Genomic DNA, 22,090 nt, shown 5'->3' with positions numbered 1-22,090 from the left:
AATATCATAGGATTTGCAAATTCGACTACAGCGTTGGATTTAGCTACATTTGCTAATGGTAGCTACTTGTTAACGTAGTTTTGTTAAAATTATCTCTGTATAATTTATTTAATATGTAAAAAATAATTGAATTCAAAAAGAAAGGCTCTTTTTAATCAACCTTAGTGAGATAGAATGCTGATATCGAGAAAGGACTAGCGTCGTCCTTTCTTTTTTTATCTTTTTATGAAGTTATTTTTCTTAATTCATCTGCTTAAAGTTGATGAACATTGGTCAAACTCTTACACACGTTATATTAACCAAATAGGACTTACAACAAACAATCGTTATTTAGATGAAGTAAGAGATGTTGTAATTAATTTCCCATACAAAGATAGTATATTAAAAGCTGGAATGACTAAAGATGATGCATCTAAGGGATGTTAAATAATCATTTTTAAATGAGATAGTTGCTAGAGAAGAAATTGATGTTCTTCTGGACAAAAGGATCTTAAAAAATGCAAAAAAATGTAGTCAAGACAGTTTCTTTGAAACATCAGAAATTCAAGAGACAGATAATCTCATCATAAAAAAATAATCTTCTATTACTCTATAGTTTAAAAGAACGTCTTAAGAAATGGAATTTGGTTATTTTTAGAATTGTATAGCTTATTTGAACATTCCTATATATACCCAATAACATCTTTCCGAAAAACTATAATTTTCTTGAAAAATATATCTAGCTATGCTATACTACTAGTATAGAAAGATTTGGAGAAAAACATGAAACGCGAGATTTTATTGGAACGAATTGACAAACTAAAACAAATCATGCCCTGGTATGTTCTTGAATACTATCAATCGAAACTGGCTGTACCATACAGTTTTACGACCTTGTACGAATACTTAAAGGAATACGATCGATTTTTTACTTGGATCTTAGAATCTGGTATATCGAATGCTGATACCATGGCAAATATTCCTTTAGACGTTCTGGAGCACATGACAAAGAAAGACATGGAATCTTTTATTCTTTACTTACGTGAACGTCCTTTGCTTAATGCTAATACAACTAAAAATGGTATTTCTCAAACAACCATTAACCGTACTTTATCAGCGCTTTCTAGTCTTTATAAGTATTTGACTGAGGAAGTTGAAAACGAACAAGGAGAACCTTATTTTTATCGCAATGTTATGAAGAAGGTTGCTACTAAGAAAAAGAAAGAAACACTGGCTGCTAGAGCTGAAAACATTAAGCAAAAACTCTTTTTAGGCGATGAAACAGAAGGTTTCCTTAACTATATCGACCAGGAATACCCCAAAACTCTCTCTAATCGCGCTTTATCTTCTTTTAATAAGAATAAAGAGCGCGATTTGGCCATCATTGCCCTTCTTCTTGCTTCTGGTGTCCGTCTCTCTGAAGCAGTTAACCTTGACCTTCGAGATCTCAACCACAAAATGATGGTGATTGATGTTACTCGTAAGGGTGGAAAGCGTGACTCAGTCAATGTTGCTGCTTTTGCTAAGCCTTATTTAGAGCAATATCTCGCCATTCGCGATACACGGTATAAGACAGAAAAAAAAGATACAGCTCTCTTTCTAACATTGTATCGAGGGGTTCCAAACCGTATCGATGCTTCTAGTGTTGAAAAGATGGTAGCTAAGTATTCGGAAGACTTCAAAGTTCGGGTAACTCCCCACAAACTACGGCATACGCTAGCAACCAGGCTCTATGATGCTACTAAATCGCAGGTTTTGGTAAGCCATCAACTAGGACATGCCAGCACACAAGTCACTGACCTCTATACCCATATTGTCAATGACGAACAAAAAAATGCTTTGGATAGCTTATAATTTTTAACATAATATAATTTATGTAAATAATATTGCAAAATAAAGAAGTTGGGAATTCCCAACTTCTTTTTGATTTATCCCACTACTGCTTCAGCAATTTCTTCTGCAGTGATCCCTGCGAAGTAACGGCCTAGGTTAATGCTTTGAAGGGCTTTAAGAACATCTTCGCGTTCGTATTTAACGCCACGAAGAACATCTTCTACCGCTGCAACGTCTTCGATACCGAAGAAGTCACCATAAATCTTAATGTCTTGAATTTTTGATTCAATAACATTCGCAAAGATTTCAACCTTACCGCTTGGGAATTTAGTACCACGGCGAACGTTATATTCAGGTGATTTACCATAGTTCCAGTCCCAAGTTCCAAACTTAGTATCTTTGATACGATTGATTTCAGCCAATTCTTCATCTGAGAAGACATACTCTGTCATCTCAGGGTATTCTTTTTTCATATATTCCAAGAGTAGATCACGGAATTGTTCAACAGTAATCTTTTCTGGTAATTCATCGATGATGTTGGTTACACGAGCACGAACTGATTTAACACCTTTAGACTCAAATTTGTCCTTAGATACTTTAAGCGCGTTAGCTAGGACTGACAAATCCACGTCAAAGAGAAGGCAACCATGGTGCATGATACGTCCGTTGATATAGGCTTGGGCATTCCCACAGAATTTCTTACCGTCGATTTCTAAGTCGTTACGACCTGTAAATACAGCTTTAACACCAAGTTCAGCCAAAGTATTGATAACAGGAGTAGAGAAACTCTTGAAGTCAAAGGCCTTGTTTTCATCTTCTTTAGAAATGATCGTATAGTTAAGGTTGTTCAAATCATGGTAAACAGCTCCACCACCACTGATACGACGAACTACCTCAATGCCGTTTTCACGAACATAATCACGGTTAATTTCTTCGATAGTGTTTTGGTGACGTCCCACAATGATTGATGGTTTGTTGATCCAAAGAATAAAAATTTGATCCTCATCAAGGAGATGTTTAAAAGCATATTCCTCTAAAGCAATATTAAAGGCAGTTTCGTTTGAATGATTGATAATGTATTTCATAGTATTTCCAAAAATCTAGTTTTTAAAATCTGTTCATAGCAATCCAATTTTCTAAAGTAGTAAAAAGAAATGTAACGTGTCATCGTTACATTTCTCGGAAAAATTGAGATAAAAGACTCAATTTTTAGGCATGAAACTCTAATAGAGGTCGCTACCGTCCGTACTACTTTAAGAAAATTTTATTGAGAGACTTGTTTATTTTTTCTTAGGTGAATGAATAGCCATTCCAAGAACATCCGCGAATGCTTCGTACATAACTTCAGAGTATGTTGGGTGTCCATGAATTGTCTTAAGCATTTCTTCAACAGTGATTTCCATTTCGATGATGCTTGACGCTTCGTTGATCAATTCTGCAGCTGCAGGGCCAATGATGTGAACACCAAGTATTTCACCATATTTCTTATCTGCAATGACTTTAACAAATCCTTGAGCAGCATCTGATGCAATTGCACGTCCGTTTGCAGCAAAGTTGAATTTACCTATTTGGACATCGTATTTCTCACGAGCTTGCTCTTCAGTCAAACCAACTGCTGCTACTTCTGGAAGTGTGTAGATAGCCGCAGGAGTCAAGTTCAATTTAGCAACATGGTGATTTCCTTTAAGGGCATTTTCAGCTGCTACTTCACCCATACGGAAGGCAGCGTGAGCCAACATCTTAGTACCGTTAATATCACCTGGTGCATAAATACCTGGAACAGAAGTTTCCATGTATTCGTTAACCTTAATACGGCCACGGTCTAACTCAAACTCAACATCTCCGATACCTTCAAGGTCTGGAACACGACCGATTGAAAGAAGGGCTTTATTCGCGATGATATCATCTTTTCCTTCAACCTTGAAAGGTTCTTAGATACTTCAGTATCCATAGCTGGAACAATACGGTCCATCATTTCGATAACAGTTACTTTAGAACCGAATGTCATGAAGGCTTGACCAAGCTCGATACCGACAACTCCACCACCAATGATCACGAGGCTTTCTGGTACTTCATTCATTTCAAGGATATCGTCACTAGTCATCACAAGAGATGATTCCATACCAGGAACGTTGATCTTGCTTACTTTTGAACCACCAGCAAGGATGATTTTCTTGGTTTCAAGCAATTCAGAACCATTTACCAAAACATTCTTATCTTTAGTAATCGTACCGATACCTTTATGAACATCAACTCCATAGCTACGAAGAAGTCCTGCAACACCACCTACAAGGGTATTGACAACTTTAGATTTAGTTTCTAAAAGTTTGTCCATATCAACTGTGAAATTAGGATTTTCAATCACGATCCCACGATTTGCAGCATGACCGATATTTTCAATGATTTCAGCGTTGTGAAGGTAAGTCTTAGTTGGGATACATCCACGGTTCAAACAAGTTCCACCAAGTTCAGATTTCTCAACAAGAGCAACCTTACCACCTAATTGAGCCGCTTTAATGGCAGATACATAACCAGCAGGTCCACCACCAATAACAACGATATCATAAGCATCATCGCTCTTACCTTCATCGTTTGAAGCACTTGCTACAGGTGCTGGGCTAGCTTCTGGTGCAGCTGCTCCAGAAGATGGGATGTTTTCCCCTTCTTCACCAAGATATCCGATAACTTCAGTAACAGGAACCGTCTCGCCGTCACCTTTGAGGATAGCGATCAAGTAACCGTCTTCTTCTGCTTCCAATTCCATACTGACTTTGTCAGTCATGATTTCCAAAAGGATCTCTCCTTCTTTTACAAATTCTCCGACTTTTTTATTCCATTGGACGATTTGTCCTTCTGTCATATCCACGCCGGCTTTTGGCATAATTACTTCTAAGGCCATATCTTACTTCCTTTATCTATATTTCTAAAAATAAATTCTCTAAACCAACATTGAGATTGGGTTTTCAATCAAAGCTTTCAAGTCTTTCATAAACTTAGCACCAGCCATTCCATCAACGACTCGGTGGTCAATTGTCAAACCAAGACTCATAATTGGACGAATAACGATTTCACCATTGACTACAACAGGTTTCTCAACTGTTGAGCTAACCCCAAGGATTGCTGAGTTCGGTTGGTTGATGATTGGACCAAACGATTGAACTCCAAACATTCCCAAGTTACTGATGGTGAAGGTTGAATTTTGTAATTCGCTAGGAGCTAATTTACCGTCCAAGGTACGACCAATAACGTCTTTAAAGGCAACTACCAACTCAGACAAGCTCATTTTTTCAGCGTTATAAACAACTGGTGTCATCAATCCATTATCCATTCCAACTGCCATTGCAAGGTTGACATAATTGTGAGTGATAATAGTCTTGCCATCTTCTGTCAATGAAGCGTTGATGTATGGATGTTTCATAAGAGTCTTAACAACGGCAAGTGAAAGCAAATCTGTAACAGTGATTTTCTTACCAGTTGCTTCCATGATTGGGTCTAGAACTTTTTTACGAAGGGCAAGCAATTCAGACATATCAACATCGTAGTTAAGCGTAAAGGTTGGGGCAGTCAAGTATGACTCAACCATACGTTGAGCAATAACCTTACGCATCGGTGTCATTGGAATACGCTCGATTTCACCATAAGGTGTTACGTTATCTAGAGCTTCCTCCACTTTCTCGATTTGAGCAGGTGACTTGATTGTTTCGTTCTCGATATTTTCAGGAAGGAAAGCTAAAACATCCTTCTTCATAATCTTACCACGATGACCAGTTCCTTGGATTTCCTGCCATGCAATGTTATGTTCAAGGGCAATTCGTTTTGCAAGTGGCGAAATGCGAACCACATTAGTGTCTTTAAATGATTCCACGTCTTCTTTGTGGACACGACCGTTTGCGCCTGAGCCAGAAATATCGTGGAGATTTATCCCTAAATCATCTGCTAATTTTCTAGCCGCAGGAGTCGCTCTTAGCTTATCATCAGCCATGACCTCTCCTATTCTATACTAAGATATTAAGGACGAAGAGGGCAATGAAAAAATAGGAGATTGACAATGTGTTCCATGAACACAAGGAAATCTATCTTTTTTTCGCAGACCTCCGTCCGAATTCAATTACATGATGCAAAGGGCGTTTAAAAGCGACCGAAAAATAGGAAATCGACGATGGCTTCGATGAAGCCAAGGAGATTTATCTTTTTTCCAAGCTTTTAGCCCGTGCTCTAATCTAAGATATTAAGGACGAAGAGGGCAATGAAAAAATAGGAGATTGACGATGTGTTCCATGAACACAAGGAAATCTATCTTTTTTTCGCAAACCTCCGTCCGAATTCAATTACATGATACTAAGGACGTAAAAAGTCACAGTGAAAATAGAAAACTTGACGAAGAAACTTTAGTTTCTAGGAAAGTTTATCTTTTTCACACAGACTTTAGCCCGAGTTCAACTCTACAAATAACTTGGACACGAAACGTGTCTCAAGTTACTACGGTTGCCGCTATTAGGCGGTCAACCTAGTAGACTTACTAAGTCGTTCGTCGATTAAAATCGACCCGACTCTCTCCTGTCGCAACTCTATCAATTACTTGGATACAAAACGTATCTCAAATAAGTTTTTCACATAATTTATATTATGTATTATTGTTTGTTATATGTTTTACGGATTGCATCTTTGATGCTTTCAACTGTTGGAATCATTGCATTTTCTAGGTTTTGTGCATAAGGCATTGGCACATCTTCTCCTGCACAACGGCGGATTGGTGCATCCAAGTAGTCAAATGCTTCTGATTCAGAAATAATAGCTGAAATCTCTCCGATATAGCCGCTTGTTTTATGTGCATCATTGACGAGAACTACTTTTCCTGTTTTCTTGACAGAGTTAATAATAATTTCCTTATCAAGTGGGACCAAAGTACGTGGGTCTACCACCTCTACTGAAATTCCTTCTTCAGCCAATTCTTCAGCTGCTTGCATAACACGACGAAGCATTTTACCGTATGTTACTACAGTTACATCCGTTCCTTCGCGTTTAATTTCACCGACGCCAAGTGGAATTGTATAGTCAGGATCTACTGGCACTTCACCTTTTTGGTTAAATTCTGATTTGTATTCAAGAATGATAACTGGGTTGTTATCGCGGATAGAAGACTTAAGAAGTCCCTTCATATCAGCCGGAGTACCCGGAGCAACAACTTTCAATCCAGGAATGTGAGTGAACCAAGATTCCAATGATTGTGAGTGCTGGGCTGCAGAACCTACTCCATTACCAGCGGCACAACGGATAGTAATAGGAACTTGACCTTTACCACCAAACATGTAACGAGTTTTAGCTGCTTGGTTAACAATATTATCCATGGCAATAACAGAAAAGTCCATGAAAGTCATATCAACGATTGGACGTAGTCCTGTCATGGCTGCACCAGCAGCTGCACCTGAGATAGCAGCTTCAGAAATTGGACAGTCACGAACACGATCTGGTCCAAATTCTTCAAGCATACCTACAGATGTACCAAAGTCTCCACCGAAGACACCTACATCTTCACCCATCAAGAGTACATTTTCGTCGCGACGCATTTCCTCAGACATTGCAAGGATAATGGTATCGCGGAAAGACATTAATTTTGTTTCCATATTTCTCTACTTCTCCTTAGTCTGCGTAAATATCTTCGAATGCAGATTCAAGCGGCGGGAATGGACTTTCTTCCGCGAATTTAACAGAAGCTTCCACTGCTTCCTTAACTTGCGCTTGGATTTCTTCCAATTCTTCGGCACTTGCAATCTTATTTTCAATAAGGTAATTGCGGAGGTTTTCGATTGGGTCTTTTTGTTTCCACAATTCCACTTCTTCACGCGTACGATATTTACCTGGGTCTGAAGATGAGTGACCAAGCCAACGGTAAGTCACACTTTCAATCAAGACAGGACCTTTACCAGAACGAACATGGTCGACTGCTTTCTTAAATCCTTCGTAGACATCGATGACATTGTTACCATCTTCGATAAACATACCAGGAATACCATAAGCAGCACTACGCTCATGGATATGCTCCACATTGGTCATCTTCTTAATATCCGCAGAGATTCCATAACCGTTGTTAATGCAATAGAAAATGACTGGCAAGTTCCAGATAGAAGCCATATTTACTGCTTCGTGGAAAACACCTTCGTTGGTCGCACCATCTCCAAAGAAGCAGACAACAATCTTACCAGTGTTTTTCATTTGTTGAGTAAGGGCTGCACCTACTGCAATCCCCATACCACCACCTACAATACCATTGGCTCCAAGGTTCCCAGCATCAAGGTCGGCGATATGCATTGATCCACCTTTCCCTTTACAGGTTCCAGTGTATTTACCAAGAATTTCAGCCATCATCCCATTAAGGTCAATTCCTTTGGCAATAGCTTGACCATGACCACGGTGGTTTGAGGTGATCAAATCATCTGGATTGAGAGCCAACATAGCACCCACGTTTGCAGCTTCCTCACCGACAGAAAAGTGCGTCATACCTGGCACTTTACCTTTTTTTACTAATTGAGCAATTTTTAAATCCATACGACGAATTTCTTCCATCTTACGGAACATCTCAAGCAAAAGATTTTTATCTAAAGTTGACATAATCTTTCCTTTCTAAGTTTCTTCTTATATTACTATTTTACCGCTTTTGGCAAATACTGTCAAAGTTTTTCTAAAGAAAATTTCACAAAATAAAAAAGAAAACCCCATGAAAATAAGGGTTTTTCTTATTAAGAATATTTTTTCACAAACTTTTTAGGGTTTAGTTTTTTCTAAAGATTCAAATCTCTTCATAATCACAGTTAAACGCCACCGGTAAAGCGCCCCACTGACTATCAGACTAATAATCAAACCGATCCAGTAAGAATAAGCTCCAAAATCTGTTAGGGTATCAAATACCATAGCCACTGGGATTGCTACACCCCAATAACCAACTAAACCAAGGTAAAAAGGAATAACTGTATCCTTATAACCCCGTAAAATTCCCTGTAGCGGTGCCGCAAAGGTATCTGCTAACTGGAAGAAAAGACTATAAGTCAAAAAGCGCGCTGTCAAATCGATAAATTCTGGATCGTTACCATAAAGACTGGCCACATTTCCTCTAAAAAAGTAAAGGAAAGATAAGGTGAAGGCTGCAAAAAGGAGGGCCGTCCATCTTCCTAAACTAATATAAGTTTTCGCATCATTAAATCGCTTAGCTCCCACTTCATAGGAAACGACAATAGCCATAGCCGATGAAATACTCATAGGAAAGGCGTACATGAGACTTGAAAAGTTCATAGCTGACTGGTGACTAGCGATAATCAAGGAAGAAAACTTAGCCATAATCAAGCCAACCACGGAAAAGATAGCCACTTCTGCAAAGACAGTTCCCCCAATAGGAAGACCTAAGCGAACTCCTTCCTTGATTTTATCCATATTAAGCGGAATTCGTTTCTCAAGGTGTAAGGCTTTGAGCTTCTCCTGTTTAAATAGAACCAGAACAGAAATTCCCAGCAGGACCCAGTAGGCTAAGGAAGTACCTAAACCAGCACCAGCACCTCCCAGTTCTGGAACACCAAAAGCCCCATAAATCAAAATATAGTTAAATCCACTATTGAGAGGAAGTAACAAAAGCATGAGATACATGGACAGTCTGGTCAACCCTAGCGAATCCAGCAAGGATCGAATGACACTAAAGAGCAACAAGGGAATAATCCCAATAGATAGAAACCGGAGATAACGAACTGCTATTGCTGCCACTGGTGCTTCTAGTCCAATATGATTTAAGACTGGTGGTGCTAAGAAAAGGACCATCCCCAACAAGACCACAGATAGACCCAAGGCTAAATAGATAAATTGGTAAAAATCAGACGCCACTTCTTCCTTTTTGCCCCGACCAAGATGGTGACCAATGATAGGCACCAAGGCTGACACAATCCCTGTTAGAAAGGTAAAGAAAGGATTCCAGATACTGGTTGCCATTGATACACCAGCCAAATCCATGGTATTGTATTGGCCTGTCATAGTCGTATCAACAAAGGAGGCAGAATAATTGGCAAATTGATAAACCAATATTGGAAAGAAAAGTTTTAAAAATAAGATAATTTTATCTTTGAGATGTTGAGTTGAGTACATACCTTCTCTTTCTATTCCTTTTCATCCAAGCCAAAAAGTTTTAAGCCGTATTTTTTCAAACTTAATGGCGGATTGTTAGCTTTTGAAGTCGTGTGCCAACAATTACAATCGTTGCAATAATAACTCCTAACCAAGCCACCATTATCATAGTCTACGGCATGGTCAGCTTTTTCCTTAGTTTCATATTGAATTTTAGAACGATTGGCAGCAGGACAAAATATTCCATGATAGGACTTCCGTTTTCTATCTCTGAGTTTACGAAAATAATTCATCATCAAGCTCCTACTCTGCCCGATAGACAATTTGTCCCTTACAGATGGTATATTTAACCTGCCCTTTTAAGGTTTCACCGATGAAGGGTGAATTAGCTGCTTTGGAAGCAAAATGGGAGTCCACAAGGCGGTCAGCCTTAGCATCAAAAATAGTGATGTCTGCTGGACCATTCTCAGCCAAGTAACCTGCTTCAAAGTTATATAATTTAGCTGGATTAAAAGTCATTTTTTCTAGCAATTCCATCAAGCTTAGCTCGCCAGCATCTACCAAATAAGTCAAACCAAGAGAAAGAGAGGTTTCTAAGCCAGTCATACCAGATGGCGCTTTGGTGATATCTTCTACATTTTTCTCATCTGCATGGTGAGGCGCGTGGTCAGTCGCTATCACAGTGATAACGCCTGATTTGAGGCCTTCGATAACGGCACGACGGTCTGATTCCAAACGAAGCGGTGGATTCATCTTGGCATTGCTTCCTTGTGTCAAAAGAAGTGCTTCTGTCTTAGAGAAATGTTGTGGCGCTACTTCTGCTGTGACTTGCGCACCTAGCACCTGAGCAAACTCCACTACTTTAACACTTTCCTCCTTAGACAAATGCTGGATGTGAACATGGGACTTGGTTGCATAGGCAATCATGACATCACGCGCCATCATAGCGTACTCAGCCACCCCAGTCGCACCGCAGATATGGAAATGTTCTTTAGCAATATTTTCGTTAAAGCCAAGAACACCGTTCAATCCTGGATCTTCCTCGTGAAGGCTAATAAAGGTATGAAGCTTTTTGGCTTCCTCCATGGCTTCCTTGACCACTTTACTGCTTTCAAGTGGAATACCGTCATCTGAGAAACCAACCGCACCAGCTTCTAAGAGGGCCTTAAAATCAGTCAAATCTTGGCCATTAAAATTCTTAGTAATGGTCGCAACCGTCTTAACATTGATTTTTTCCTTGGCAGCAGACTGGAGAACTTCTTGTAAAGTCTCTACGTCTGAAATAGTTGGACTGGTATTAGCCATCATGACAACTGTTGTAAAACCACCTGCAGCGGCTGCTAGGGTACCCGTATGGATATCTTCCTTGTGGGTCTGACCAGGTTCACGGAAATGAACATGAATATCGACCAAGCCAGGCGCAACCACCAGACCAGTAGCATCAATGATTTCTGCTCTTTCTTCTTTGATTTCAGGCGCAATTTTGACAATTTTCCCATCTTGGACCAAGACATCACACACTTGATCCAAACCAGACTTGGGATCCATTACACGACCATTTTTGATTAGTAGCATCTGCTTTCTCCTTTATTCATAGAAATCAACTTGGGTATCCAACAATTTATCCCCATCATAAACAAACTTGGCTGAAAAGAAGGGTTTATCTTCTAAAAGCCACCCAACAAAGGTATGGTCACCTTCCCAAGTCGGCTTACTCAAAACCTCGTCATAGGGAACCCATTCTAGCGTTCCCTCGTTGCAGTCAATCAATTCACCCTCAAACTCTGTCACCTTAAAAACATAGGTGTACCAGTCTAAATCTGGTGTAAATTCAGGAAAAGTGATCACCCCTTTTAGAACTGGCTTGGCTTTCAGTCCCGTTTCTTCGAGGATTTCACGCACTGCACATTCCTGAGGAGTCTCACCTCGCTCTAGCTTACCCCCCACACCAATCCATTTTCCTTCATGGACATCATTGGGTTTCTTATTACGGTGGAGCATGAGCAGTTCTTTTCCATTATCAATGTAGCAAATCGTCGCTAACTGAGGCATATTTTCTCCTTATCTAAGCCAATCAATTGGCTCTTGTCCTATCTCTTTTAAGAATGCATTAGCCTTGGAAAAAGGCTTGGAACCCCAAAATCCTCTATAAACGGATAAAGGACTGGGATGGGCTGATTCGATAATCATGTGATGAGGATTGGTAACTAAGGCCTTCTTTTTGCGTGCATAGGCTCCCCAAAGTACAAAAACGACCGGTCTATCTAGATGATTGACCACCTGAATCACAGCATCCGTAAAATGCTCCCATATCTGACCAGCATGACCATTGGCCTGTCCAGCAGGAACCGTCAAGCAAGCATTAAGAAGCAAGACTCCTTGCTCAGCCCAAGCTGTCAAATCATGAGATTTCTTAACCCCGATGTCATCTGACAATTCTTTTAATATATTTTGTAAGGAAGGCGGAGCTGGAATAGAGTCCGGTACAGAAAAACTCAAGCCCTGCGCTTGACCTGGTCCGTGATAGGGGTCCTGTCCCAGAATCACCACCTTAACTTCTTCAAGCGATGTTGTCAAGAGAGCCTGAAAAACCTTTTCCTTGGGCGGATAAACAGTACCCTGAGCATAGACCTGCTCCATAAACTGATTGATTTTCGCAAAATAACCTTCAGGTAATTGTTCCTTAATCAAAGCATGCCAAGACGAGTGTTCCATAACCGACTCCTTCGTTTTTACTGCCTCTATTATAGCAAAAAGTGGCTATGGAAACCACTTTTTACAGTTTATCTAAGCAATCCAGCAAGTCTTGATAAGAATGGACTTCGTAAGTCGGCTGGGCTTGTGTGGGATTTTCGAGGTGATGAGGATTGTACCAGATAGTGTCAATCCTCGCATTATTGCCACCTTGAATGTCGGCGGTTAGAGAATCTCCAATCATCAGCGTCTTTTCTTTGCTAAAGCCTGTAATCTGTTGACCTATTTTTTCATAAAAGAGAGCATCTGGCTTTTGTGTTTGCAACTGTTCAGAGATAAAGACTTGATTGAAATAAGGTGCTAGACCAGATTGAGCCAAACGCCCTGTCTGAATGGCAGTAATGCCATTTGTCGCAGCATATAGCTCATAATCACGCTCGATGAGGCTGTCCAAAAGTTCATGAGCACCCGAAATCGTTTGCCCCTGCTGAGCGAGGTAAAATTGATAACGCTGGGCTAGAAAACTACCGTCTTTTTCCTGTCCAAAGTGAGCAAATAAACGAGAAAAGCGCGTGTTAACCAGCTCTTGTTTACTGATTTTCTTTTGCTCTAAGTCCTTCCAGAGAGCCTTATTCATAGGAACATAATAGTCTTTATAAGCCTGAATATCTGCAACTCCTTCTTCTTTTAGAAGTTGCGTCAAAGCCACATCCTCAGCAGCATCAAAATCAAGCAAGGTATGGTCAAGGTCGAAGAGTAAAACTTTGTAGGGCAATTTGAGAGTTTTCCTTTCTAGTTGGTATATGTTGTTAAACTATTTGAATAACGTAATTTAGTTGTCCAACAAAAGTAATGAAAAATGAAATAGGGTTAAATTATGCAAAATAAAAATATCTAAGTTGGCATCTCTAACAGGTTGATTGACAGAATCTTAAATTATCTTCTTGTTGCTCAGTAATATTTTCCATAAATTCATCTTATCGCAACACTTATTTTACACCATATTATTTAATCGTTAAGAAAATTAATTAAAGACTCATTTAACTCTACTATTTGTTCTTTGTTCATACCTTTGATTTTCTTCTGATACACTATATCAAATTCAGTCATTGATAATTCAATTGGTTCTCCAATTAAAAAATTACTACTTACATTATAAAAATTGGACAATCTTTTCAATATCTTATTGTTTGGAAACTTCCCTGTTTCCTCTATATTTTTGTAAGTTGATTCAAGACACTTACAAACTTTGGCTACATCACTAAACTGAGAGTTATTTGTTTCTCTCAATAACTTGAGCCTATTACTAATTCTTCTCAGATTTCGTCGTTTCTCCCAATTAATCAATTCTTGAATTTCTGTATAAATTTCTTTGTTTTTTATCACCACGAAAAGTAAATGTTTCTTTACTCTTGTAATGGCTTGAAAAATACCATTTGTTCCCAAATATGGATAGTAGAATCCTGTCGGCCTAAATACTAGTTTATTTTCAATATAGATCGTCCTATCATCAATTGGTATAATCACATTTTCATATTCTCGTCCAATGACCGTGAAGCCATCTTTAGAATCTGATTTAATCTTTTCATTATAAGTTGTCCCAGTGGCTTTAGTTTTATAGGAGGCAACTTCTATTGATTCATAATTTTCATCTCGTTCCATTACTTCAATAAAGTATCGAGCTCTAGTCACGCTATCAAAATATACAGCATTTACTTTTGGAAATTCTATAGGCTGTAAACCATTACGATCTTTTTCGAACAATTTTAAAATAAAAGTCGAAAGCGACTCGTCCGTTCTGACTTTTTCCTTTAAATCAAATTTCTGTACACCTACTATATTTTCCAATTTTTGTTCTACATTTAAACTATTCTCTTCATACTTTAAAGTTTGAGCTTTATCTACACAAAAAATTAATTTAGCAGGACTCTCTATAACCCTATTGTAGTTTTCTTCGTATAATCGTTGAGACTCATCAAGCAATATGTAATCAAAATTCTCTATGGTCAGACTTTGTAATTGTTTAATATGTATAAATTTAAAATCTACTTGATTATCAATTTCAATGGGGTTTTCTAGAATTGAACAAAATATTAACAATACTTTACTTCCTAGCTTAGTTAATTTATCAGCTAAGTCAAATAATACAAGTGTTTTACCAGTTCCAGCTCCTCCTTTAATCATGCTCACTTTCTTAGCAGTTGATAAAATATCCTGTACTATTTTCTTTTGCTCACTATTTAAAAAATACCTATGATCAATGAATCTTTTAATATCTGAGTATGGAGATACAATAAGACTGTCAGCATCTAAATCGTCCAGCAAATTGTTTTCAAGATAGTCTAGAGATATTAAATTACATAAAATATCTATTGTTACTTTTGTCAAACTTTCATTTGAAATTGTAAACAACTCTTTTGTTTCACTTACGTATGTGAATGTATAAATTTCTTTCTCAGTATCTACACAGCCTAATACAAACTTATGCCTTATTAATTGATCTTTAATTTCTTCATCTGGAATTCTCTCACTCTTCAATTCAATATTCAATATACTGTCATTTGAAAACCTCAATAAATCAAATTGTTCTCGAAATCCTATTTCAACTTTTTTATCCAAATAATATCCAGATAATTTCTTTGTTTCAACCCCTGCTTGACGCTCTATATTATTAAATATATGAGAAGCAATTTCGTTAACATCAGCGTATTCCTGTTCCTGCATACTTTCAATGTTGTTTATATATTTGTAATTTTCAAAAACTTCATCGTCTTTATAAGCTTCCATATATGTATATAAATTGATTACTTTTGACTTCATTTTCTCACCAACTTCTTCTATAAATTATAGATAATTAAACACTAGACTTCCTGCGAAACAAAAATATAAATATCTTACAATCATTTATTACTATCCTGCACCACAATAATCGGTTAATACAAATAAAATACTAATTTCCATAAAGTCAACACATCCTAGTTTATTAGCTTTTATACTTTAGGAAAGTAGTTGTATAAAATGTAAAGCTCTCCCAATAAATGCCATATCTAAGGAGAGTTACTGTATTTTTATAAACGTAAGCCAAGCATTTAGCTCATATATGTCTTAATTCTCCACATTTTATATATTCACTAAAAAGAGAAAACCCACAGATTATAAGCAGTTTTATTTTTAGAAAACTCTTCAATCATCAATTAATTTGATACAATGTTTTTTGAAATAATTTTGTAAAGTATGATACCTTCTGGTTTCACAATGCAATAATAATTAATTTTTTTTCATGAATATTTCCTAACAATGAGCAATCTATGTAGCAACACGTGTCAGTTCAAATCTTTTAAGCGTTCTAAGTCAATAATTCTATCACATTGCTGAGCCTGATCCATATTATGCGTTACCAAAATAATCGTTTTCCCATACTCATCACGTAGCAGTTTCAGTAATTCAAAGGCTGTTTGAGCCATTTGTGGATCCAAGGAGCCAGTTGGCTCATCTGCAAGAATCAACTCTCCTGGCTTTAGAATAGCACGAGCGATAGCAATTCGCTGCTGTTCTCCACCTGATAACTCATTAATACGACTCTCCAAGAAAGATTCCATGTGAACTTTTGATAAAACTGTCTTTATTTTTTTATCTTTTTCTTCCTTAGTTAAATTAGTGTAATGAAGTGCTAGCATCAAATTATCACCAACACTTTCATTTGGAATCAGGGCATTAGATTGAAACAAGTAATTTAATACATTTCGACGGAGATGGGTTGCCTTTTTAGAGTTAACTTGTGGTAGAATCTCACCATCAATCGTGATTGTTCCCTCATCAACAGTTTCTAATAAGCCAATAAGGTTGAGTAACGTAGATTTTCCTGAACCGGATGGACCAATCAACGCAACAAATTCTCTATCCGAAATATCAAATGAAATATTCTCAATAACACATTTTGTACCGTAATATTTCGATAACTGTCTGACTGAAATAGTTGGCATATTCTTACTCCTTAAATATATTTAAGATTTTCTGCTGTTCTTTCCGTAAAAGAAAACCATATAGAAGAACTGACTGCAAACATAGAGATAAAGCGGCGGACACTATACCCAATTTTGTTTTCAATAAGAAACTAATTAGTACCTCTATAATAGCAGAAACAATCACCAAAATCATAATTCCTTTATAACGTGCCCATAAACCAAATCCTAAGAAGTATTGCACTATTAACCGATCTTGATAAGTAATTCGATACATCAATACCAAAGCAATTAGTATTGAAGTTAAGCTAATCAATACAGCTAATATAAGGCTACCAAATAAATAAAAAGTATAACTCAACTCTTTCTGGCGTCCATCAATATATCGCCTAACTGGTGTAAATTGAATATCGTTATCCATAAGATCTGGAAAATGAGTCGTTATCTCTTCCTTCACACGAGTCAGAATATTCTGATTACGTATTTTGAGATAACCATTGAAACCCGAAACAACAAGATTCGCACTCTCCTTAAAATAAAGATTTTCAGGACTAGCTACAAAAATAATCGGCTCCTTACTAGTTACCCCTTGTTGTAAATTTGTGGACCAAAGGAAAATATCTTTAGTTGTGGAATAGCTTTTATAAATGAATTGACGATTTTGTGTAAATGGTGTCTCCACATCCCCATCATAGACTTTGACACTTTCTTCTAAATATGCTCGCATACGTTGCTGCTCCTCAGTTGTATAACTATCTGGAATCAGATACAATCTGCTACCACTTCGTATCTCATTTAATTCTTCTTCAGAAAACTGAAAACCTAGTTCAGTTAAATAATTATAAGAATAAACTAGATACCAAAATGGTTTACTAGGTAGATTCTGATAAGCAGTCACGTTCGCCAAAAAATCTTGTCCGTAGTATTGACTATGAATTAAATAGACACCTTCATCATGACCTATTTTTGTATAAAGATGATACATACTTAATTCTAATGTATTACTCGTACCTGCCAGTGTTCCCAAGTCATCGCCTTCAGAAAAAGAATCAATTACTTGCATATTCTCAACACTTTTCCACGCCCTAGCAATATGGACATTATCCATAAAACGGTACAAAGGACCATCTAGGCCATAACTCGTAGCAATTAAAATGCTGCTTAACGCAATATAGGAACTAATACCTAAAATAGTCAATAGTCTACTTGGAAAACGTTTGTGAATAGCAGACAAAGCAGTCACTGAATAAACTATCAAACTAGGAATAACGAGAATAGTAGCTAAGGCCAACATTGAAAATACTATATGGCCCATGATAGGTAGCAAAATATAGTATGAAACTTGGGACCAGCCTGTCAACCACCAAATAACTACAGCTAATATAGGTGTGCTAAGAACCGATGGATAAATAATAGGTTTAAATAATGCTAACCAAAATTCATTTCGACTCCATCCCAATAGGGTGAGACTACCAAATTTTTCATAGGCCTGAAGAACAATTACAAGCAATAATATTAACAGCGTTAACATTGTAAACAATAGCAAACCTATGAGTACAAAAGGAACTAGACCATAATCACGACGACTGCCAAATTTTTCCTGTAGAAAATTTTCCTCTGATAAGCCTGTGGCACTCGCAAACTGTTTGATAAATTCACTTTTGTCCGTTTCTGATTCTAAACCATTCACATGATAGATTCCCGTTAAAGTATTGGTTTTTTGATAAACTTGCTCTAATCGATCAATGACAATCGGAATAGTAAATAAAGGCCTCGGTAGCTCATAAAGCGTATCATGAGACGCCTCAGCAATTCCTATCGTTTTCTTACTATCCTCATGCTCTAGTAAGACTTTTAGCTGTGACTTAGTTAAAATATTTGAATGGTGAAAGTTAAAATCAGAAAAATAATCAGAATTTCCCATGGCATCTATATAATGTTTTTGTATACCATTTCCTTTAGAATCTTGAATGACTCGATGAGTCCAAACGGCTAAATCGCTTCTCTCATTTAAATAATAAAACGCTTTTTCTTGCTGAATTGGATTTAGCTTTTGAAGGTACAGCGTTAGAGTTCGATTATTCTGGTTGTAGTGCTGCCATGTTTCTTGATAAGATACACCTGTAAAAAAAATTGCTGTCAGAGCAAATAATATACTCTGAACAGCAACCAAAAACAGGGCTAGGTATTTTAATTTTCTAGAAAAATGTTTTTGTTAGTCATAGGCTATTACCCTCGACAATTCCAGTAACATTGTGCAGTGCTACCTCCGATAAACGCAGTTGCAGAGGCCATTACTCCAGGATCTTTCCATCCAGAAGAAACACCATTCGCAGTTGCTCTATGCTCATAAACAGTTGATTGAACATCTGAATAACTAAATACAGCTGCTGTACGGCCATAGTCCCAATATACTGCACTACCTTTATAATATACAGTTGCTGCGGAAACCACTGAACTACCTATACCAAGTAGAGAGAATCCAATCAAAGTAGTAGTTGCAATTTTTTTCAAAGTTTTTTTCATGATTTTATCCCCAACTAATTTCTAAAAGATTTTCATCTTTGTCTAAAATTAAAAGTATAAACCAGTTACTTATCATATAAAACCTCTTAAACTCATATTATAATATCTGACGATAAAGTCTTGCTAAGAAATGCACTGTCCTTTACTATATAACAGAATAAAGAAGTATCCTAGGACAATTAAAAATCTCCGTTTTTATATCTGTTAGGTAAGTTGTAACTCATATCCTAAACTCCTTTCTTAATTAAACTAATTAAACCATTTTTACTTAGCAACAAACACAGGTCTTGGATCCAAGCCCTGATTTTTAGCAGGAAAGTGACTTATTACCGAGACTGTTAATAACAAAGACAACAAACTTATAGCTAATAAGATTTTTCTTTCCATAGCTTTTTCTACTTTTTATTTTATGCTTTAATAATAACACAATTTGAAAGCGTTGTCAATAATTTTATAGTAAAATGAACCAAAAAATGAGTGAGATAAATTTATCCCACTCCTAGACCTAAACCAAGTTAGATTAAAGATACAAATATAATGATAAGGCTTTCTTTTACTTTAAACTACCATAAAACAAGGAATCTTTCAACAAAATTCATTGTCAAACTACTATTCTAGAAGATTGACAGTCCAAATCATTCAGAATAGAACAATCCTAACTATCGAATGCTCTATTTTCATAAATATCCATGCAATTCTATGCCTAGAATCCCTATAAACTAAATGTTTTTGCACTATTCTAAACCATTGATTACCTTAAATTTTAATTTTTGAAGGATTCTAAAGCTAGAATAGTCCTATCACAATCAGTTTTGAATGATTCACAATTTAGAAACGCTATGATTCTACTCCTTTTACATTAAAAAGGAACTGCCCAAAGCAATCCCTTTCTGATTTTGAAATTATTTACTTAAAATTTGATAGTTGAGATAATCAATAGCCCGCCTATAAAAAGAGTTATAGTAAAATTTCTTATTTATTTATTTCAAGCTCCGCCAACTGTGTTTGAATAACTGACAGTTCTGCACCAGCCTGAAGAAGAGCTGCTGCAGTATAGGCACCTTCTACAATTGGAACCCTATTGATCATGATACTTTTATCACTGAAATCAGCCACCATTTCTAAGTTCATTTTAGCAGAACCTAGGTCAAAAAAGGCTAATAAAGTATCTGCTGGATTTTCGGAAACAACCCTATCTACTTGATCAAAACTCGTTCCAATTCCTCCATCTGCGGTTCCTCCTACATAAGTAATCGGAACATCTTTAGCTACTTCACTAATCAGTTCAACAACACCTTGTGCAATGTGTTTGGAATGTGAAACGATAACAAGACCTATACTTCCCATTAAACCACCCCAGTTTCTAAAAGAGCAGTAAAGAGTAATCCTGATGAGAATGATCCAGGATCAATATGTCCAAGAGAACGTTCTCCGACATAAGATGCCCTTCCTTTAGTTGCAAGTAAATCTTTGGTAGCATTCACTAGCTTATCAATGACCTCTTGAGTCAATTGACCAGCAGACAAGGCAGCAATAGCGGGAGTCCAAACATCAACCATTGTCTTTTCTCCAACTTCTGCTTTCCCACGTTTGACAATCATATCCAAACCACTTTGTAAGATTTCCTCTATTTTCAAATGTGAATCAGTCTTGGCCATGCCCATAAAAGCAGAGCCATACAAGGGACCAGAAGCACCACCTACCTTACTCAGTAGTTGCATTGAGACAAGCTTAAACACATCACTGCTGGTCTCAAATTGCTTTCCTTCTAAGTTCTCCATAACTGCAGCCATGCCACGCGCCATATTTCCACCGTGGTCTCCATCTCCTATAGGAGTGTCTAACTCACTAAGATAATCTTTCTGTTCTTGAATCTTTTCATTAAAAAGCTTCATCCATTCAAGAGCTTGTTCAGCATTCATGCGACATTTCCTCCTTGAGTTTTACCAAGCTGGTGTAGTAACAGGTGCATTTAGAGCATCCAACCACTCATCATCTGCCAATCGAATCAATGTCAATGACAAGCCAGCCATATCAATTGAGGTCATATAGTTTCCAATTTTCTTAAATGCCAACTCAACACCTTTTTCATGGAGTAATTTAGCCACATCATTTGCAAATACGTATTGCTCCATCAGAGGGGTGCTTCCTAAACCATTGATGAGAAGCCCATAGCGTTCACCAGCCTTAAGTTGGAAACCTTCAGATAATTTTTCAACCAATTCTGAGGCCAATTGTGCTGAAGATTGCATTTTCTCTTTTTTATATCCGGGTTCACCGTGAATACCAACACCATATTCGAATTCATCATCTTCTAGAACAAATCCGGGTTTCCCAACTTCAGGAACGGTTGCTCCAGACAAGGCCAGCCCAATTGTTTTAATTTCTAAGACAAGTTTATCCGCCAAGTCCTTTATTTCAGCTAATGATTTACCAGAACGAGCTGCAGCACCCAAAATTTTATGGACTAATATAGTACCTGCGACACCTCGACGCCCTTGGGTATAGAGACTATTTTCAACCGCAATATCATCATCGACTACAACACTTGCTACATCAATACCTTCCATTTCAGCAAGTTCTTGTGCAATTTCAAAGTTCATAATGTCACCAGAATAGTTCTTGATGACCATGAAAACTCCAGCACCTTCATCAGCCGCCTTGATAGCTTCTAAAATTTGGTCCGGAGTAGGTGAAGTAAAGACTGCTCCACAAATGGCAGCAGACAACATTCCATCTCCTACAAATCCAGCATGACTTGGTTCATGTCCTGAACCTCCACCTGAAATGAGTCCAACTTTTCCTGTCTTTTCTGCCTTTCTAACGATGACATCAAAACCATCTATGCGTTCTACCAAGTCATCATGCATAAATGACAAGCCCTGTAGCATTTCATCAACAACTTGTGTCGGTTCATTTATAATTTTTTTCATGAGAAACTCCTTTCAGCATCTACCTTTGTTTTCGCTTTCATTATATATTTTTTATCGCTG

19 protein-coding genes and 1 pseudogene are annotated in these 22,090 nt (G+C 37.4%); 2 read left to right on the top strand and 18 right to left on the bottom strand.

The window, feature by feature from the left end:
- Positions 1–225 precede the first annotated feature (225 nt).
- Entirely contained in the window at positions 226–426 is a 201-nt protein-coding gene (locus D2908_RS10060; RefSeq protein ID WP_240628262.1) for a hypothetical protein, read from the top strand.
- 336 nt (positions 427–762) lie between these two features.
- A complete protein-coding gene (gene xerS / locus D2908_RS00915) occupies positions 763–1,833 on the top strand; it encodes a tyrosine recombinase XerS (protein ID WP_117304207.1) in 1,071 nt (356 codons plus the stop codon).
- Positions 1,834–1,907: 74 nt separating this feature from the next.
- Here the strand turns inward: xerS and D2908_RS00910 are convergent, their stop codons facing one another.
- The 18 genes and pseudogenes from D2908_RS00910 to dhaK form a co-directional block, all read right to left on the bottom strand.
- A complete protein-coding gene (locus D2908_RS00910; RefSeq protein WP_117304205.1) occupies positions 1,908–2,897 on the bottom strand; it encodes a lipoate--protein ligase in 990 nt (329 codons plus the stop codon).
- A 195-nt stretch (positions 2,898–3,092) separates the two neighbouring features.
- Positions 3,093–4,711: pseudogene (locus D2908_RS00905) on the bottom strand (FAD-dependent oxidoreductase).
- A gap of 39 nt (positions 4,712–4,750) precedes the next feature.
- Positions 4,751–5,794 carry a dihydrolipoamide acetyltransferase gene (locus D2908_RS00900; protein WP_117304203.1) on the bottom strand — a complete coding sequence of 348 codons (1,044 nt, stop codon included), beginning with the start codon at positions 5,792–5,794 and terminating at the stop codon, positions 4,751–4,753.
- Positions 5,795–6,443: 649 nt separating this feature from the next.
- Positions 6,444–7,436: an alpha-ketoacid dehydrogenase subunit beta gene (locus D2908_RS00890; RefSeq protein WP_117304200.1), complete on the bottom strand. Its 993-nt coding sequence runs from the start codon at positions 7,434–7,436 to the stop codon at positions 6,444–6,446.
- A gap of 16 nt (positions 7,437–7,452) precedes the next feature.
- The gene (locus tag D2908_RS00885) at positions 7,453–8,421 is read right to left on the bottom strand and encodes a thiamine pyrophosphate-dependent dehydrogenase E1 component subunit alpha (protein WP_117304198.1); all 969 of its coding nucleotides are present in this window, start codon (positions 8,419–8,421) and stop codon (positions 7,453–7,455) included.
- A gap of 153 nt (positions 8,422–8,574) precedes the next feature.
- Complete coding sequence (locus D2908_RS00880) at positions 8,575–9,936, bottom strand: MATE family efflux transporter (protein WP_117304196.1); 1,362 nt, start codon at positions 9,934–9,936, stop codon at positions 8,575–8,577.
- Positions 9,937–9,947: 11 nt separating this feature from the next.
- On the bottom strand, positions 9,948–10,208 hold the full coding sequence (locus tag D2908_RS00875; protein ID WP_117304195.1) for a hypothetical protein: 261 nt from the start codon (positions 10,206–10,208) through the stop codon (positions 9,948–9,950).
- Between the two features lie 10 nt (positions 10,209–10,218).
- Positions 10,219–11,490, bottom strand: coding sequence for a dihydroorotase (locus D2908_RS00870; protein WP_117304193.1), 1,272 nt, complete (start codon positions 11,488–11,490; stop codon positions 10,219–10,221).
- 12 nt (positions 11,491–11,502) lie between these two features.
- Positions 11,503–11,967: an 8-oxo-dGTP diphosphatase gene (locus D2908_RS00865; protein WP_117304191.1), complete on the bottom strand. Its 465-nt coding sequence runs from the start codon at positions 11,965–11,967 to the stop codon at positions 11,503–11,505.
- A 9-nt stretch (positions 11,968–11,976) separates the two neighbouring features.
- Positions 11,977–12,630: a uracil-DNA glycosylase gene (locus D2908_RS00860; RefSeq protein WP_117304190.1), complete on the bottom strand. Its 654-nt coding sequence runs from the start codon at positions 12,628–12,630 to the stop codon at positions 11,977–11,979.
- Positions 12,631–12,691: 61 nt separating this feature from the next.
- Positions 12,692–13,384, bottom strand: coding sequence for a YjjG family noncanonical pyrimidine nucleotidase (locus tag D2908_RS00855; RefSeq protein WP_117304188.1), 693 nt, complete (start codon positions 13,382–13,384; stop codon positions 12,692–12,694).
- 233 nt (positions 13,385–13,617) lie between these two features.
- Complete coding sequence (locus D2908_RS00850) at positions 13,618–15,396, bottom strand: DNA/RNA helicase domain-containing protein (RefSeq protein ID WP_165847406.1); 1,779 nt, start codon at positions 15,394–15,396, stop codon at positions 13,618–13,620.
- A 536-nt stretch (positions 15,397–15,932) separates the two neighbouring features.
- Positions 15,933–16,592, bottom strand: a complete 660-nt coding sequence (locus D2908_RS00845) for an ATP-binding cassette domain-containing protein (RefSeq protein WP_117304185.1) — start codon at positions 16,590–16,592, stop codon at positions 15,933–15,935.
- 4 nt (positions 16,593–16,596) lie between these two features.
- Entirely contained in the window at positions 16,597–18,744 is a 2,148-nt protein-coding gene (locus D2908_RS00840; protein ID WP_117304184.1) for an ABC transporter permease, read from the bottom strand.
- 56 nt (positions 18,745–18,800) lie between these two features.
- Complete coding sequence (locus tag D2908_RS00835; RefSeq protein WP_117304182.1) at positions 18,801–19,097, bottom strand: hypothetical protein; 297 nt, start codon at positions 19,095–19,097, stop codon at positions 18,801–18,803.
- Between the two features lie 972 nt (positions 19,098–20,069).
- Positions 20,070–20,444, bottom strand: a complete 375-nt coding sequence (gene dhaM, locus D2908_RS00830; RefSeq protein ID WP_117304181.1) for a dihydroxyacetone kinase phosphoryl donor subunit DhaM — start codon at positions 20,442–20,444, stop codon at positions 20,070–20,072.
- Complete coding sequence (dhaL, locus tag D2908_RS00825) at positions 20,444–21,019, bottom strand: dihydroxyacetone kinase subunit DhaL (protein WP_117304179.1); 576 nt, start codon at positions 21,017–21,019, stop codon at positions 20,444–20,446. The genes dhaM and dhaL overlap by 1 nt, the downstream gene beginning before the upstream one ends.
- A gap of 21 nt (positions 21,020–21,040) precedes the next feature.
- Complete coding sequence (dhaK, locus tag D2908_RS00820; protein WP_117304177.1) at positions 21,041–22,030, bottom strand: dihydroxyacetone kinase subunit DhaK; 990 nt, start codon at positions 22,028–22,030, stop codon at positions 21,041–21,043.
- Positions 22,031–22,090 lie beyond the last annotated feature (60 nt).

The organism is Streptococcus sp. LQJ-218, from assembly GCF_003428885.1.
Taxonomy (GTDB): Bacteria; Bacillota; Bacilli; order Lactobacillales; family Streptococcaceae; genus Streptococcus.
This window is presented reverse-complemented; position numbering and strand designations above follow the sequence as displayed.

What these genes read in the sequence shown, in the direction of transcription:
- D2908_RS10060 (WP_240628262.1), top strand. Translation starts at nt 226, where the DNA reads ATGAAGTTATTTTTCTTAATTCATCTGCTTAAAGTTGATGAACATTGG.
- xerS (WP_117304207.1), top strand. Translation starts at nt 763, where the DNA reads ATGAAACGCGAGATTTTATTGGAACGAATTGACAAACTAAAACAAATC.
- D2908_RS00910 (WP_117304205.1), bottom strand. Translation starts at nt 2,897, where the DNA reads ATGAAATACATTATCAATCATTCAAACGAAACTGCCTTTAATATTGCT.
- D2908_RS00900 (WP_117304203.1), bottom strand. Translation starts at nt 5,794, where the DNA reads ATGGCTGATGATAAGCTAAGAGCGACTCCTGCGGCTAGAAAATTAGCA.
- D2908_RS00890 (WP_117304200.1), bottom strand. Translation starts at nt 7,436, where the DNA reads ATGGAAACAAAATTAATGTCTTTCCGCGATACCATTATCCTTGCAATG.
- D2908_RS00885 (WP_117304198.1), bottom strand. Translation starts at nt 8,421, where the DNA reads ATGTCAACTTTAGATAAAAATCTTTTGCTTGAGATGTTCCGTAAGATG.
- D2908_RS00880 (WP_117304196.1), bottom strand. Translation starts at nt 9,936, where the DNA reads ATGTACTCAACTCAACATCTCAAAGATAAAATTATCTTATTTTTAAAA.
- D2908_RS00875 (WP_117304195.1), bottom strand. Translation starts at nt 10,208, where the DNA reads ATGAATTATTTTCGTAAACTCAGAGATAGAAAACGGAAGTCCTATCAT.
- D2908_RS00870 (WP_117304193.1), bottom strand. Translation starts at nt 11,490, where the DNA reads ATGCTACTAATCAAAAATGGTCGTGTAATGGATCCCAAGTCTGGTTTG.
- D2908_RS00865 (WP_117304191.1), bottom strand. Translation starts at nt 11,967, where the DNA reads ATGCCTCAGTTAGCGACGATTTGCTACATTGATAATGGAAAAGAACTG.
- D2908_RS00860 (WP_117304190.1), bottom strand. Translation starts at nt 12,630, where the DNA reads ATGGAACACTCGTCTTGGCATGCTTTGATTAAGGAACAATTACCTGAA.
- D2908_RS00850 (WP_165847406.1), bottom strand. Translation starts at nt 15,396, where the DNA reads ATGGAAGCTTATAAAGACGATGAAGTTTTTGAAAATTACAAATATATA.
- D2908_RS00845 (WP_117304185.1), bottom strand. Translation starts at nt 16,592, where the DNA reads ATGCCAACTATTTCAGTCAGACAGTTATCGAAATATTACGGTACAAAA.
- D2908_RS00835 (WP_117304182.1), bottom strand. Translation starts at nt 19,097, where the DNA reads ATGAAAAAAACTTTGAAAAAAATTGCAACTACTACTTTGATTGGATTC.
- dhaM (WP_117304181.1), bottom strand. Translation starts at nt 20,444, where the DNA reads ATGGGAAGTATAGGTCTTGTTATCGTTTCACATTCCAAACACATTGCA.
- dhaL (WP_117304179.1), bottom strand. Translation starts at nt 21,019, where the DNA reads ATGAATGCTGAACAAGCTCTTGAATGGATGAAGCTTTTTAATGAAAAG.
- dhaK (WP_117304177.1), bottom strand. Translation starts at nt 22,030, where the DNA reads ATGAAAAAAATTATAAATGAACCGACACAAGTTGTTGATGAAATGCTA.